The organism is Acinetobacter sp. CAU_H_S170_2, from assembly GCF_058890445.1.
The window spans coordinates 733,015-747,723 of sequence record NZ_JBZYAE010000001.1 but is presented as its reverse complement, the minus strand read 5'-3'; the positions used below and the strand labels follow the sequence as shown (position 1 = coordinate 747,723).

The window sequence follows — 14,709 nt, the reverse complement described above, 5'->3', positions numbered from 1 at the left end:
CTAAATAATTCATTTTCATACCAATAACTCAGGTATGATAGAAGACAGTAAGTGATTACTGTCTTTATTTTTTTGTGTTAAAAATATTCATAATAACGATGAATCACAGGTGGATTCCGTGAGCCTTTTTCAAAACATAGTTATCATTCTAGTCCTGATTGCTGGGGCGGGTTTCTTGTCTCTGACAGAAATTGCACTGGCAGGAGCACGTAAGGTCAAGCTGAAAATCTTGGCTGAGTCGGGCGATGATCGCGCACAGAAAGTTTTGAATTTACAAGAAAATTCTGCTGACTTCTTTGCCGCTTCACAAATTGGCTTAAACGCAGTGGCGATCTTGGGCGGTATTTTAGGTGAAGGGGCTTTTCGTCCTTACTTCATGAGCTTTGTTTCTCGTTTTTATACTGGCCCCTGGTCTGAAACTATTAGCTTTGCGCTATCTTTCACTTTAGTCACCTCGCTATTTATTTTGTTTGCCGACCTCATGCCAAAACGTTTGGCCATGATTGCCCCAGAGAAAATCTCTATTGCGGTGATTAACCCCATTCAGGTGTTTATTAAGGTCTGCAAACCTTTGGCTTGGATTATTAATGCCCTTGCCAACTTGTTATTCCGCCTGTTTAAAGTGAATACCACACGTGATGACAACATTACCTTTGATGACATTTCTGCAGTGATGGATGCGGGTGCGCAAGCTGGGGTGCTACAAAAGCAAGAACATCATTTCATTGAAAACGTATTTGAGCTTGAAGAGCGGAACGTTCCTTCAAGTATGACTACGCGTGAAAATGTGGTGTATTTTACTTTAAATGAATCCGAAGCCAGTATTCGTCAAAAATTGGCTGAATATCCTTATTCTAAGTTCTTGGTGTGTAGTGAAAATATTGACGATGTAATTGGCTATGTCGATGCCAAAGACATTCTGGTCCGTATTCTGAATAATCAATCTTTACTACAACTCAATGAAAGCACTATTCGTAATGTTCTCACCATTCCAGACACATTAACCTTGTCTGAGTTATTAGACCGTTTCCGCTCCACCAAAGAAAAATTTGCCGTTGTGATTAACGAATATGCTTTGGTCGTGGGTGTCATCACCCTGTCGGACATTATGATTACGGTGATGGGCGATTGGGTGACTCCGATTGAAGCCGAACAACAGATTATTAAACGTGATAATAATTCATGGCTAATTGATGGCAGCACACCGATTGAAGACATGAAGCATGCACTGGCCATTGATGAAATGCCAGATGAAGAAAATTATGAAACTTTGGCTGGTTTTATGATGTACCGTCTGCGCAAAATTCCACGCCCTGCCGATACCGTAGAATACGCAGGCTTTAAATTTGAAGTGGTCGATGTCGATCATTTTAAGATTGACCAACTTTTAGTGACGCGCTTACTTGAAGAAACACTACAGCCTGCAACCCAAACAGTCGAGGAATAGAAACATCTCCTTAAATTAAAACCTTGCAACTGCAAGGTTTTTTTTGCTTCAGATTTAACCATATGAAGTTATACAAAATAAGTATCTTAACCATACTTTACAGATATATATTATTTATTAGAAAAATAGAATGAAAAATCACATATGTTTAAGAGCATTTAAAAATCATGCTGAATTGCATACTATCGCTGTCACTTGATGAATAAACAGACTTAACACGTTCAAAGGATTGATCCATGCTGACCATTTTAGGTTTAGGCATGATTATGTGCTTCATGTACTTAATCATGTCCAAACGACTGAGCGCTCTCGTTGCTTTAACTTTAATCCCTATCATTTTTGCATTACTTACTTATGTTTTAAGTCTCTTTGTTGACAACCTTGCTGGATTTGATATTGCTGAACTTGGCAATATGATGATGGAAGGCATTAAAAAGCTCGCTCCTACGGGCGTAATGCTTCTTTTCGCAATCCTTTATTTTGCAATTATGATCGACACGGGTTTATTCGACCCTTCAGTGAAGTGGATTTTAAAGCAGGTTAAAGGCGATCCTTTAAAAGTGACCCTCGGCACCATTACGCTGACTTTAATTGTTTCCTTGGATGGTGACGGTTCAACCACTTATATGATCTGTGTTGCCGCAATGCTACCGTTGTATAAACGTATTGGTATGAGTCCTTTAATTATGGCTTGTCTGATGATGCTTGCGAGCGGAATCATGAACTTAACCCCATGGGGTGGACCAACAGCACGTGCTGCAACGGCATTGCATGTCGATCCAAACGATGTCTTTGTTCCGATGATTTTACCAATGCTGGTTGCAATTGGTTGGTTATACTTCCTCGGCTTTATGTATGGCCGTATGGAGCGTAAGCGCATTGGTATTGTGGAATTAGATATTAGTCATGGTGACAGTATTCAAATTTCGCAAGAACCAGAAGCTAACCGTGCCCACTTAAGATGGTTTAACGCACTACTGACTTTGGTCTTGATGGTCTGCTTAGTGATGGGTGTTTTACCTGCGGCCATTCTGTTCATGGTGGCGCTGTGCATTGCATTGGTGGTGAACTATCCTGATTTAGACATGCAAAAGCGTTTGGTTGGTAACCACTCTGCTAGTGCCTTAGCTGTAGTCGGGATTATTTTCGCGGCAGGTATTTTTACTGGTATTTTGTCGGGCACAGGTATGGTTGAAGCTATGTCTCAAGAATTGGTTGCCATTATTCCAGAAAGTATGGGGCCATATTTAGCACCTATCACGGCTGTAATTAGTATGCCACTGACCTTCTTTATGTCGAATGATGCCTTCTACTTTGGTGTACTGCCTGTACTCTCTGAAGCTGCTGGACACTATGGTATCACTCCTGTGGAAATGGCTCGTGCATCGATTGTCGGTCAACCTGTACACTTGCTGTCTCCATTGGTTCCATCGACTTACTTACTCTGTGGATTGGCAGGAATTAACTTCGGTGAACACCAAGAATTTACCATCAAATGGGCAGTGATTACCTGTTTAGTGATGCTGGTTACAGCAATGGTCTTTGGTATTTTCCCACTTTACTCAACGCTGGGCTAATTAAATACCTACACTGAGTTATAACGAACCTTAAGCTCAACAACCGATAAATACCCGATGTGATACATCGGGTATTTTCATTTATAATGCCTTGATATAACAATACAATAGAGTCAAGATTATGTCTTTTTCATTGCCCGCTGTGTTGGCATGTACTTTCTTTTATTCTGCGCTGTATCTGATTTACTATTATTTTGCCCAATACAACCACACACTTCTGATCGTAAGTGCGATTGTTTTGCTGATTTTAGCATGGCGGATTACACCTTATGCTTATGAACGTGGGCAACGAAGCTTTAATGATACTCTGTCTTTTGGACAGTATTCTTGGGATCCACTGATTACATGGTGGCGACTGTTCATTTGGCCCATCAGCTTATTACTGGCTTGGATTTTTCATAGTTAAATAGAAGCCATAAAAAAGCACCCGAAGGTGCCTTTGATACTGCGATCTTAACGACCATACAATTCAAGTAATGTATCTAAAGTCGCTTGATAGTGAATGGTAATATCTTCAGATAAAATTTTATATGCGCTGTCAAACTGAACCATTGGCCAGCCTTCTTTCCAAAATGGGAAGATGTTGTGCAAATCATGGGTCACGGTCGCATCTTCACGTACAATTGCTTGCGCAACTTGTGACAAGACTTGTGCTGTTTCCGCACCATCAATCGCCATGTAATCAATCCCACGTACTTTTAAAATACGGATGCGGTCTTTCTTATAGCGAATTTTTTTGGCTTGACCTTCATTCAGGCCCAACGCCAAAGCTACAGCTTCAACAAACTTACTTTCAAAAGATTGGTTCAAAGCCACAATCGCAAGTTTATGTGCTTCTTGACGACCCGCTTTACCACCCTTAAGAATCTCTTCTTTTGCCTCTGTATCAAGCTCATCGTCTTTCATAGACTGCAAAATGTCTAAAATTTCGATATCACTTAAAGATTCAGGAGAATGATCAGTCATGAACTGCCCTTAGACAAAAAAATTGAATCCGACATTTTCGCATAATTCAGAGTGAAAAAGCGAAATTGTTGTGCTTTTCTCTGTGAATATTCTGTTTCACGTATTTTTTTGAGCCATCCCCTTCCAAATCTACTATAGTAAAGGCTATTTTTCTCATACGCTCTTTTTTGACGATGCAATCCAAACAAGTTCAACTGTTACTGCAACAATTAGAGACCCGCTACCCTGCCGCATTTAAACGTAATTACTTGCTTTATAGTCAAATCAAAACACGCGGTATTTTAGATGACCAGCGTGAAGTTATTCCGTGGGTTTTGGCGGTGATGATTTTTATTCCAATCAGCTTAATTCTAAAAAATTTTTACTTAACTCACTTGGAGAATATCGATCCTCTCCAAAGTCATAGTTACGCCATTATCACTATTTTATTGGTGCTGATGTGGGTCTTACCTTTTGTCATTAAGCAAATTAAACATTCATCAAACTCCTTGTATCAACTGCAACGCCATACACCCATCAAACTCGCGGCGGTGATTCTTTTAAGTGGACTAAATCTAATGTTCCTTGAAAGCAGTTTGCTGATGTGGATCTTGTTTTATTTTGGTGTGAACTTTGGTTTTGTGCGCTTCTATAAAGAAAATTTATTTCGAGACCACAGCCAGTCGGTTGAACATCACCAGTTACAACAACTCAGACGTGTCTGCTTTTGGGCCTATAAACAAACGCTCAAATCACGACTCCAATTACGCTTTAGCTCCCATCAATCTGAAGATTATCAGGCACGAAAACTTCAGCTGGGGCGTGAAGCAGATTTATACGTGCAACTGCTGAAGTATGAGCATGCTTACTGTAAGCAGATTAAGCACATCGATCTCGACAGTTATATCGATGAAAAATTATAAAAAACCGAGCAATGATGCTCGGTTTTTCTAAGGTCATTTTATGCCGTTTGTTTTAATGCACTGACTGGCAATAATGTCGAGTCTAATATCACTTGATGCGAGCGAGTTTCGTCAACGATGTATTCTTTGTGCTTAATACTATCTACGAAAATCCAATCCGCTTGCACCTGCTCTGCGGTAAAACGGACTTTCAAATAACCGCGCTGATTTAAATTGCAATAACTCAGCTCATCAATCAAGGTTGTAAAAGCAAACTCAAACTCTTGGAGTTGTTGCATTGGAATAGACAAATACTTTTCCATACCTGGCGAGGAAACTGAACTTGTCGCTAACTCCACACCCACAAATTGCCCTGTTAAATCGTGTAAGTCCGATGCCCATGCATTATGTGTATCACCAGCCAAGACCACGACTTTTTTATTTAAATACTGCAGTGTGCCGTACAGCGTCTCCCTTTCAACCGCATAACCATCCCATGCATCTAAATTGTAAGGAACCACAGTTTTAATACGAGACAACTGCTCTACTGTTAAAGATGGATCATGATTTAAGTAACGAAGTTTTATTTCCACCAATTCTTTAATGAGTTGATTCACCTGCGCCAAAACATCTGGAGTCACCGCGCCGCTACTGATTGCACTGAGCACTTGTAACATCTCGGCTGGAACAAGCATTTTGCTCATCAACACCTGCTGACCCAAAACTTGCCATGTGGCTTTAGAGCTCGCAAGTTGCTGTGTTAACCATGCGCGTTGATTCAACCCCAGTAACGTTCGATTTGGGTCTTGCATATCTGTAGTAAAGCGCACAGCATCCAAACCCGATGCGGTTAAATAATCTGCATAATCTAACTGTTTACTCCGCGCTAGAATACGCGTATCCAACATATTTAACTGCACTAAATTACCAAAGTTAAACTGGCGATAAATATTCAAATGATCTTTTTCAGAAAGCGGACGGATTGGCATCCACTCAAAATAGGCCGCCAGTGCCGCAAGTTTACGTTCAAGGAAATCGCCTTCAGTATCTGACTGATGATTTTCAGCACCCTTTTCCCATGTATCATTTGCGAGTTCATGGTCATCCCAAATCACAATAAAAGGATGACGTTGATGCGCGGCCTGCAAATCTGCATCTAGTCGGTATAAAGCATAACGTTTGCGATAGTCATCTAAGCGAATAATTTCTAAGCTATTATCATCCGCCAGTGCACGCCCCATCTCTACAGCCTCTTCCGTTGCATATCCGCCCATACCATATTCGTAAATGTAATCCCCCAAATGAATCACAACATCCACATCCTGTTTTGCAATTTCTTTATAAACATGGAAATAACCCGCTGGATAATTTGAACATGAGCATACGGCAAACTGTACCGACTGTACTTGCGTTGCCAAAGTTTTGGTTTGCCCTGTGGTTGAATATGTCGACGCCGATTTAAAACGGTAGAAATAAACTTGCCCCGCAGCAAGTCCCGTCACATCCACTTTCACAGTAAAATCTTGTGCAGCTGTAGTCAGCACCTTTCCTGTTGCTGTAATGTGTTTAAAGTCTGCATCTTTTGCCACTTCCCAGAGCACCTCTAAACGCGCACTGCTATCCGATGGTGTTACGCGTGTCCAAATGATAACTTGAGTTTGTAAAGGATCACCACTGGCAACCCCATGCAAAAACTGCACTTGCGTAGTGGGCTGTGTGTTTGAATCGGCGTCATCACCACAAGCGGTCAGTGAAATAGGTAAAGATAAAGCACCAAATCCTGCCAAAGTTTTTTGAATAAGTTCTCGGCGGTTCATTTTTTTTGTCATGTGGATTGCCTAAAGACGATATGGACTTGAAATTTATGCGAAAAATATGACATGCATATCTCAAGTCGATGACATTTTTATGACGCCTGAACAAGTGCAGACAGATAATTTTGCTATTTTTTAAACATAAACCGCTGAATTGTTTGAAAAGAAAGCAAATAATCACAAATAGACTTGCCAACTTTTATTTCGTCCTCTATTATTGCGCTCATGCCCGAGTGGTGAAATCGGTAGACACAGGGGATTTAAAATCCCCCGCCCACAAAGCGTGCCAGTTCGAGTCTGGCCTCGGGCACCATTATTAAGCTAATTAAGATGGTGCAATAAAAAATCCAGCAATATGCTGGTTTTTTTATGTCTATAATTTATGCATCGAAGCACATAACAATCACAATATGAAAAAGAACACTCTCATTATCATCTTATGCCTAATTTTTTCAAACATCAGCCATGCAAACCCCACCTCACAGCAAACAGATAGCGATACTTTTTATGACTTGTTTGCAGGCACAATTATTGAAAAAGACCGTCAACTCTATTTACATGCGTGTAAATCAGTAGATGCTCATTTTAAATTAAGCTTTAATCACACTAAAGATGAGCAACATATTCGTGAGGTCATGAAAAAGCATCCAAAATTTTGGCTGAATCTCAGTGCAAATGCTGAAATGGTCGAAGGTGAATATGTGATGACAGTCGATACGATTCAAGATGAACATTTGAACCAAAATTGTCATCTCACCGATCTTTTAGATGAGTTATAACAGCAATCTCAGCTTCTAAAGCAAAACCAACAGAACTTGAAATGAGAGAGTGGCTCACCACTCTCTGTTCACCACCAATTCTTCCATTTCAATATCCATAAACCCAGCATCTTGTACCACCATCATCATCGCTTCAGCAATAAAATCAGCAGCAGAGTCATCTAATGATGAATCTAGATCTTCAAAATGCGGCTTCATTTCATTAATTTCAGCCACTGCGGCATTGGCATATTGATAAATATCACCCTCAGATTTTGCTTTTACAATTTTTTTAGCAAAAGTCTCGACATGCTGCTTCACTTCAGCAACAAGAATATCGGGATAATATTCATCATCAAACATAGGGAGAAGTAAATCTGCAAACATACAGGCACTCAAAATGAGAAACTTAAAAAACGAGTCTGTATAACATAAACCAAACAAATCACCAAATAAAAAAGCAGCATCTGAAGATGCTGCCAGTCTAACAATCTGATATAGATCAAATTTTCAAATTAAATCATTACCTCGGCATTCCGCCGCCCCATTAAGCCATATTCATCGCTTGCCAAACCTTGATCGCATCACTCATGGCTTTAACATCATGGGCGCGCACCATACACGCGCCTTGTTGAATACTCAGCAAATGTCCCGCTACAGAACCCACGGCCCGCTGCCCTGCCTCTGCCCCGCCTAAAGCTTCTCCGATAAAGCGCTTTCGTGACAATGCGGACAAGATAGGATACCCGAGCTGATTTAGCTGATGGAATTCTTTTAAAAGCTTAAGGTTCTGCTTTGCATTTTTAGCAAAGCCAAAACCCGGATCAATCATGATATTTTCAGCTTTGACACCAGCCTTGAGTGCATCCGACACGCGCTGGGAAAGCTCAGTCATGACATCTAGAGTGACATTATCATATTGATCTAAACCATTCATGGTAGTCGGTTCACCACGCATATGCATGATAATCACTGGAATATTCAGTTTAGCTGCCGTCTCTAAAGCATTCGGGCGTGTTAATGCTCTCACATCATTCCAGATATGTGCGCCTGCTGCGACTGCAGCTTGAATCACTTCAGGTTGAGAGGTATCAATCGAAATGACTACATCAAGTTCAGCCAAAGCTTCCACCACTGGGACGACACGACGAATCTCTTCTTCAACCTCAACTACAGATGCACCTGGACGTGTAGATTCACCCCCAACATCGATGACTGTCGCCCCATCCGCAATCATTTGCTGAGCATGCGCAAGCGCTTGTGCTTTGCCATTATGTTTGCCGCCATCACTGAACGAGTCTGGCGTCACATTTAAAATACCCATCACATGCGGTACAGACAGATCCAGTGATAGCTCTCCACAACGTAGGATTTTCTTTGGCAAAGCCATCAATTGCATGTGATATTCTCCAGTCCAACTCGCGTTATCTTAACGCGTTCCCCACTTTTACGCGCTTATTTTTCTTCATCGGAAGTGTAAAATCGCGCAATAAAAAACCACCCGAAGGTGGCTTTTTATTTAACTTTTTAAAATTAAGTTGCAGATGGTAATGGTGGTGGTGTGCTTGGACCATCCGTTGGAGTTACATCCATCACAGGATTTTCTGCAACATATACTTTTGGTGGTTGTGGCTCACGACCTTCCATAATGTCACGAATTTGCTCGCGATCAATCGTTTCCCATTCCATCAAAGCTTTCACCATCGCATGAGCAATATCTTTATTGTTTTCTAAGATATTGCGTGCTACATGGTATTGCTCATCGATGATACGACGAACTTCAGCATCTACTTGTTGCTGTGTTGCTTCAGAAATCGTACGACTACCAATGCTACCCATGAATGATTGCTGAGAATCATCTTCATACACCATTACACCCAGTTTGTCAGACATACCGTACTTGGTCACCATCGCACGTGCCATTTTAGTTGCACGTTCAAAGTCGTTTGAAGCACCTGTCGACATTTGGTTGATAAAGATTTCTTCAGCAATACGACCACCAAACAAAATTGAAAGTTCATTCAACATTTTGTCTTTATAGTGGCTGGTTTGGTCATGTTCAGGTAACTGCCAAGTTACACCCAGCGCCCAACCACGCGGCATAATGGTCACTTTATGTACAGGGTCTGTACCCGGTAGAATTTCAGCCACAATCGCATGACCAGCTTCATGGTACGCGGTTGCACGACGTTCTTCTTCACGAATCACCATCGACTTACGTTCAGGGCCCATGTACAACTTGTCTTTTGCATCTTCAAAATCATGCATATCGACAGTGTTCTTGTTACGACGTGCAGCAAATAATGCAGCTTCGTTCACAAGGTTCGCCAATTGTGCACCCGAGAAGCCCGGCGTACCACGTGCAAGCACTTGTACATCGACACCAGTCACTGAAGGCAATTTCTTCATGTGAACATTTAAGATTTGCTCACGACCTTTAATGTCTGGTAAGCCAACCATTACTTGGCGGTCAAAACGACCTGGACGGAGTAAAGCTTTATCCAGTACATCGGCACGGTTTGTCGCAGCAATGACGATAATACCTTCATTGCCTTCAAAGCCATCCATTTCCACCAACATTTGGTTCAAGGTTTGCTCACGCTCATCGTGACCACCACCTGTACCTGAACCACGATGACGCCCCACAGCATCAATCTCATCAATAAAGATAATACATGGTGCATGACGTTTCGCTTGTTCAAACATGTCACGGACACGAGACGCACCCACACCCACGAACATTTCAACAAAGTCAGAACCAGAAATACTAAAAAATGGTACTTTCGCTTCGCCTGCAATTGCTTTTGCAAGTAAAGTTTTACCTGTACCCGGTGGACCCACCATTAGCACGCCTTTAGGAATTGTTGCACCTAAGCGTTTAAATTTTGAAGGGTCTTTTAAGAAATCAACAATTTCTACAACTTCTTGCTTTGCTTCATCACAGCCAGCGACATCGGTAAAAGTCACTTTAATTTGGTCTTCTGCCAACATTTTTGCTTTTGACTTACCAAAACTCATTGGACCGTTCTTACCACCTGCTCCGCCACCCATGTTGCGCATAAAGAACATGAATAACAAAATGATTAAAAGTACAGGGAAGCTTGCGATCAAAAGTTGCATCAATAAACCTTGACGTGCAGGTGCAGTACCTTCAACGACAACGTTATTTTTAATCAGATTAGGCATAAGCTCTGGGTCTTGAACCGCAGGACGAATACTTTCAAACTCTGAACCGTTTGATTTTTGGCCATGAATTCGTTCGCCATCAATTGTCACTTGCTTAATTTGACCAGCATTCACCGCAGCAACAAACTCTGAATAATTCATCGCTGTCGGCTTTTCATTGCTACTGACATTACTGAAAATAAGGATCAGTACGCCCAGTATCACTAGCCACAATATGGCATTCTTGAAGAGATCGCTCAAAGCTTTATTCCCATATCAATCTAATTTGATCATGCCCTATCGGGTGACCTTAAAGTTTCTGCTGAAGATCAGCTTCGCAAAATAATAAAAAGGTACAAAATGCACAATTTTTAACGACTTGGCAAGTAAACTTTATTTGAAAGCCTTCTTACGGCCTTGCCCAACTAAGAATACTTCCTTAGATCGGGCACGTGATGCAGCAGGTTTTACTGTCTTTAACACATCAAAGTTGTCGACTACTTGCTTACGGAACTCGTCAAAGCCTGTACCTTGGAATACCTTTACAACAAACTGACCATTTGGACCGAGCACTTTCGTAGCAAAATCGATGGCCAATTCACAGAGGTAAATCTGGCGAGGTTGATCTACAGCCTTGTTACCTGAAGTATTGGGGGCCATATCTGAAATTACAACGTCTACTTTACGTCCATCTAAAATATTTAACAATTTATCGAATACTTCTTGCTCACGGAAGTCACCTTGCAAGAAGGTCACATCTGGAAGTGCATCCATTTCCAAAATGTCAGATGCAACCACCAATCCTCGATCACCGACCAGCTTTCCTGCAATTTGTGACCAACTTCCAGGTGCAGCACCCAAGTCAACCACGGTCATGCCAGGACGAATGATGTTATATTTTTCTTGAATTTCAAGTAACTTATAAGCTGCACGTGCTCGATAACCTTCTTTTTGCGCTTTTTTCACAAAATGGTCATCAAGGTGCTCTCTCATCCACGCACGGCTACTTTTGGATAACTTTTGGTTGGTAATGCGTGTTGCCATATCTCTCTAAAACATTAAAATTTCTTAAACTTAATTGTACGTTAAATTCTCTAGGCTTGCAGTATACATCTGTATCCAAATCTTGGGTTTTAGTTGTTTTTTTCTATTATCTAAATCGATTATTTCCACAGAATATACAGCGTTTAATTTCGCAGTTTGTTATACTAAGCCGTTTTTAAAATTAGGTTATCTTTATGGCGACTTTATCCATTCAGGAACGCAAGCGTTTGCGTCAAATCGGTCATGCTTTAAACCCTGTGGTAATGCTTGGCGGTTCAGGTCTGACTGAAAATGTCGTTGAAGAAATTTTACGTGCTTTAAACGACCACGAATTGATTAAAGTCAAAATCGCGGGTGAAGACCGTGAAGAGCGCGCTGCAATCATTGCAGAAATTGCCTCAACTACAGGTGCAGAAATTGTACAGACCATTGGTAAAATTGCATTGCTTTACAAAAAAGCGGCGAAACAAAATGCCAAATTGTCTAATTTAGTCCGTTTCGCTCACGCAGCAAAATAATTGTAGTTTTTTATGGCAAGTTACGAACTCAGTGCATTTGATCGTCGCTTTCAAGCTATTTCGCTTGTTGGTGCGATTGAACAACAAAGCCCATATGCTCTCAATATCGGCTTTTGGTTACGCGATCCCAATTTGTACATGCACTGGCCCGAAGTCGTGAATGCAAATCCTCGTCAAGACTTTTTATGGGAAAACACCTGTTTTGAAGTCTTTATCGGGGTAAAAGGCGAAGATTATTATCGCGAAATCAATCTCTCCCCTTCGCAAGCTTGGCAGGCCTATCAGTTTGAGGAATATCGGTATCCTGAAGATATGCCGCCACAGGTCGCTTACGATATTGAACTCAATCAATTGAAGCGTACCCACTATGGTTTAAATGTCAGCATTGATCTGACTGAGTTTATGCTACAACACAAACTGAAATGGGCTGACCTATATCTGGGTTTATCCGCGGTGTTGAATACTTCACAAGGTCAACAGTTCTATGCCATGCAGCATAGTGGTCAACAAGCTGACTTTCACAATAAACGTGATTGGTTGCATCAGTTTTAATCCAGACAAATAAACCCGAGCAATAAAAAAGTGAGGCCATGACCTCACTTTTTTATGCACTTAATCTTGAGTCTCGTACAGCGAGATTACTTGCTTGAAACCTTATTCCACGCATCTAAGGTGTGTTCTTTTGAACGTTTAAACGTTTCAGTCAACTGATCTTTATGTTTTACTGAAATTTCGCTGACATCACCTTTTAACTCTTTACCTAGTTTGGTCAAGTCATCTAAAACGGCCGTAAACTCAGTTTTAACAAACTCTTTTAGTTCAGTTAAGTCTTTTTGAGAGTTCGATAGCTGCCCTTTAATGGTTTCTAAGCGCAGTAAAAGATCTTGTTTAAATTGTCGGAGTTGCTCTTGCACACTGGCATTCAACTGCTTCGCTTCAGCTTCAAGCTTTTCTTTGCTTTCAACTACCGCTTCCGTGACCTGCTCTGTTGCTTCTTTCGCCACTTGCTCAAGCTTTTCAGTGCTTTCTGCAACGACTTCTTTCAACGCTGGCTTTGGTTTGGTCACTTTGTCTTGTTCAGTCATGATGTTATTCCTGTTGTTATATACACAGCGACAGCTTAGCGTGATTCGATAAAATTTAGATTTTGATTTGTTAGACAATTATTTGTTGTTACATTTTTCTTTACAAAACTTAGAAACAGCTTCCGCTACAAAATAAAAGCACTTTATCTTGCTAATTCCATCTTATTGGCATGGACTTTGTTAGTGAAGTTGCGTATAGTGCCATGTTAAGTTCAAGCGAGCAGACATAGGGAGGGTAGGTTTTTAGATAGCCTTCCTTTTTTTTCGTCTACTCGCTTTTTTACAGCCTAAATTTCAGGAGCTTTGGTTTGAGCACCCCAGCAATTTTAGCCCTTGCCGATGGTACGATCTTTAAAGGAACGTCTATTGGTGCATCGGGTAGTACGACTGGTGAAGTCGTTTTCAACACTGCCATGACTGGCTATCAAGAAATTTTGACTGACCCGAGTTATGCACAGCAACTTGTGACTTTAACTTACCCTCATATCGGTAACACAGGTTGTAATGATGAAGACGCTGAGTCAGGTCGAATTCACAAAGTATGGGCCAACGGATTAATTATTCGTGACCTACCTTTATTGCATAGCAACTTCCGATCAACGCAATCTTTAGGCGAATACTTAAAAGAACATAATGTTGTCGCAATTGCAGATATTGATACGCGTAAATTAACCCGTATTTTGCGTGACAAAGGTGCGCAAAATGGTTGCATCCTTGCTGGTGAAAATATTACTGAAGAGCAGGCTTTAGAAAAAGCACGCGCATTTGGTGGTTTAAATGGTTTAGACCTAGCTAAAGAATGCTGTGACCCAACTGGTTTCGAATGGACAGAAGGTTCTTGGGTATTAGGCAAAGGCTTCACACAACCTGAACTTAAATTCCATGTTGTTGCATACGACTACGGTGTCAAAACCAACATCTTACGTATGCTTGCAGACCGCGGTTGTAAACTCACTGTCGTGCCTGCACAAACTCCTGCTGCTGACGTGCTTGCATTGAATCCGGATGGCGTGTTCTTATCGAACGGCCCTGGCGATCCAGCTGCATGTGACTACGCAATTGAAGCTGTAAAAACAATTGTAGAAGACGCTCGCAACCTACCCGTCTTTGGTATTTGCTTGGGTCACCAAATTCTTGCACTTGCCTCAGGTGCAAAAACAGTGAAAATGCCGCATGGTCACCACGGTGCTAACCACCCTGTTCAAAACATGGAAACAGGCACAGTGATGATTACTTCTCAAAACCACGGCTTCGCAGTGGATGCAGAAACACTTCCTGCAAACTTGAAAGCTACGCACAAGTCTTTGTTCGATCAAACTCTTCAAGGGATTCATCGTACAGACAAACCAGCGTTCAGCTTCCAAGGTCACCCTGAAGCAAGCCCTGGTCCGCATGACTGCGCACCATTGTTCGATCATTTCATCGAACTTATCGAAGCATCTAAGAAGTAATTA

At 41.3% G+C, this 14,709-nt stretch carries 15 protein-coding genes and 1 tRNA gene; 9 read left to right on the top strand and 7 right to left on the bottom strand.

Annotated elements, in window-relative coordinates; translation table 11 throughout:
* Positions 1-118: 118 nt before the first annotated feature.
* From paeA to AC5EUN_RS03675, 3 genes are all read left to right on the top strand, one after another.
* Positions 119-1,447, top strand: coding sequence for a polyamine export protein PaeA (gene paeA, locus AC5EUN_RS03685; RefSeq protein WP_010327265.1), 1,329 nt, complete (start codon positions 119-121; stop codon positions 1,445-1,447).
* A gap of 236 nt (positions 1,448-1,683) precedes the next feature.
* A complete protein-coding gene (locus AC5EUN_RS03680; protein WP_005400436.1) occupies positions 1,684-3,024 on the top strand; it encodes a CitMHS family transporter in 1,341 nt (446 codons plus the stop codon).
* Positions 3,025-3,145: 121 nt separating this feature from the next.
* The gene (locus AC5EUN_RS03675; RefSeq protein WP_010327266.1) at positions 3,146-3,430 is read left to right on the top strand and encodes a hypothetical protein; all 285 of its coding nucleotides are present in this window, start codon (positions 3,146-3,148) and stop codon (positions 3,428-3,430) included.
* A 47-nt stretch (positions 3,431-3,477) separates the two neighbouring features.
* On the opposite strand, the gene AC5EUN_RS03670 is transcribed toward AC5EUN_RS03675, so the two are convergent.
* Positions 3,478-3,990, bottom strand: coding sequence for a hypothetical protein (locus AC5EUN_RS03670; protein ID WP_010327267.1), 513 nt, complete (start codon positions 3,988-3,990; stop codon positions 3,478-3,480).
* A 173-nt stretch (positions 3,991-4,163) separates the two neighbouring features.
* Between AC5EUN_RS03670 and AC5EUN_RS03665 the strand changes: the two genes are divergently transcribed.
* Positions 4,164-4,892: a hypothetical protein gene (locus AC5EUN_RS03665; RefSeq protein ID WP_010327268.1), complete on the top strand. Its 729-nt coding sequence runs from the start codon at positions 4,164-4,166 to the stop codon at positions 4,890-4,892.
* A gap of 38 nt (positions 4,893-4,930) precedes the next feature.
* Here the strand turns inward: AC5EUN_RS03665 and AC5EUN_RS03660 are convergent, their stop codons facing one another.
* Positions 4,931-6,700 (bottom strand): alkaline phosphatase D family protein, encoded by a 1,770-nt coding sequence (locus tag AC5EUN_RS03660; protein ID WP_010327269.1) that lies wholly within the window; start codon positions 6,698-6,700, stop codon positions 4,931-4,933.
* Positions 6,701-6,912: 212 nt separating this feature from the next.
* Between AC5EUN_RS03660 and AC5EUN_RS03655 the strand changes: the two genes are divergently transcribed.
* Both AC5EUN_RS03655 and AC5EUN_RS03650 read left to right on the top strand, forming a co-directional pair.
* A tRNA-Leu gene (locus AC5EUN_RS03655) sits at positions 6,913-6,998 on the top strand.
* A 97-nt stretch (positions 6,999-7,095) separates the two neighbouring features.
* On the top strand, positions 7,096-7,464 hold the full coding sequence (locus AC5EUN_RS03650) for a hypothetical protein (RefSeq protein ID WP_010327270.1): 369 nt from the start codon (positions 7,096-7,098) through the stop codon (positions 7,462-7,464).
* Positions 7,465-7,518: 54 nt separating this feature from the next.
* Here AC5EUN_RS03650 and AC5EUN_RS03645 read toward each other — a convergent pair whose 3' ends face one another.
* The 4 genes from AC5EUN_RS03645 to rlmE all read right to left on the bottom strand — a co-directional run bounded on the left by AC5EUN_RS03645 (position 7,519) and on the right by rlmE (position 11,652).
* The gene (locus AC5EUN_RS03645; protein ID WP_010327271.1) at positions 7,519-7,830 is read right to left on the bottom strand and encodes a DUF5713 family protein; all 312 of its coding nucleotides are present in this window, start codon (positions 7,828-7,830) and stop codon (positions 7,519-7,521) included.
* Between the two features lie 160 nt (positions 7,831-7,990).
* On the bottom strand, positions 7,991-8,842 hold the full coding sequence (gene folP / locus AC5EUN_RS03640) for a dihydropteroate synthase (RefSeq protein ID WP_010327272.1): 852 nt from the start codon (positions 8,840-8,842) through the stop codon (positions 7,991-7,993).
* Positions 8,843-8,976: 134 nt separating this feature from the next.
* On the bottom strand, positions 8,977-10,869 hold the full coding sequence (ftsH, locus tag AC5EUN_RS03635) for an ATP-dependent zinc metalloprotease FtsH (protein ID WP_004695609.1): 1,893 nt from the start codon (positions 10,867-10,869) through the stop codon (positions 8,977-8,979).
* 132 nt (positions 10,870-11,001) lie between these two features.
* Positions 11,002-11,652, bottom strand: coding sequence for a 23S rRNA (uridine(2552)-2'-O)-methyltransferase RlmE (rlmE, locus tag AC5EUN_RS03630; RefSeq protein WP_004695608.1), 651 nt, complete (start codon positions 11,650-11,652; stop codon positions 11,002-11,004).
* Between the two features lie 194 nt (positions 11,653-11,846).
* Between rlmE and yhbY the strand changes: the two genes are divergently transcribed.
* The gene (gene yhbY, locus AC5EUN_RS03625; RefSeq protein ID WP_004982701.1) at positions 11,847-12,170 is read left to right on the top strand and encodes a ribosome assembly RNA-binding protein YhbY; all 324 of its coding nucleotides are present in this window, start codon (positions 11,847-11,849) and stop codon (positions 12,168-12,170) included.
* 12 nt (positions 12,171-12,182) lie between these two features.
* Entirely contained in the window at positions 12,183-12,722 is a 540-nt protein-coding gene (locus AC5EUN_RS03620; protein ID WP_004695605.1) for a DOMON-like domain-containing protein, read from the top strand.
* Between the two features lie 86 nt (positions 12,723-12,808).
* Here the strand turns inward: AC5EUN_RS03620 and AC5EUN_RS03615 are convergent, their stop codons facing one another.
* The gene (locus AC5EUN_RS03615) at positions 12,809-13,255 is read right to left on the bottom strand and encodes a hypothetical protein (protein WP_010327273.1); all 447 of its coding nucleotides are present in this window, start codon (positions 13,253-13,255) and stop codon (positions 12,809-12,811) included.
* 308 nt (positions 13,256-13,563) lie between these two features.
* Here AC5EUN_RS03615 and carA point away from each other — a divergent pair, with 308 nt between their 5' ends.
* A complete protein-coding gene (carA, locus tag AC5EUN_RS03610) occupies positions 13,564-14,706 on the top strand; it encodes a glutamine-hydrolyzing carbamoyl-phosphate synthase small subunit (protein ID WP_004695603.1) in 1,143 nt (380 codons plus the stop codon).
* The last annotated feature ends 3 nt before the right edge of the window (positions 14,707-14,709 follow it).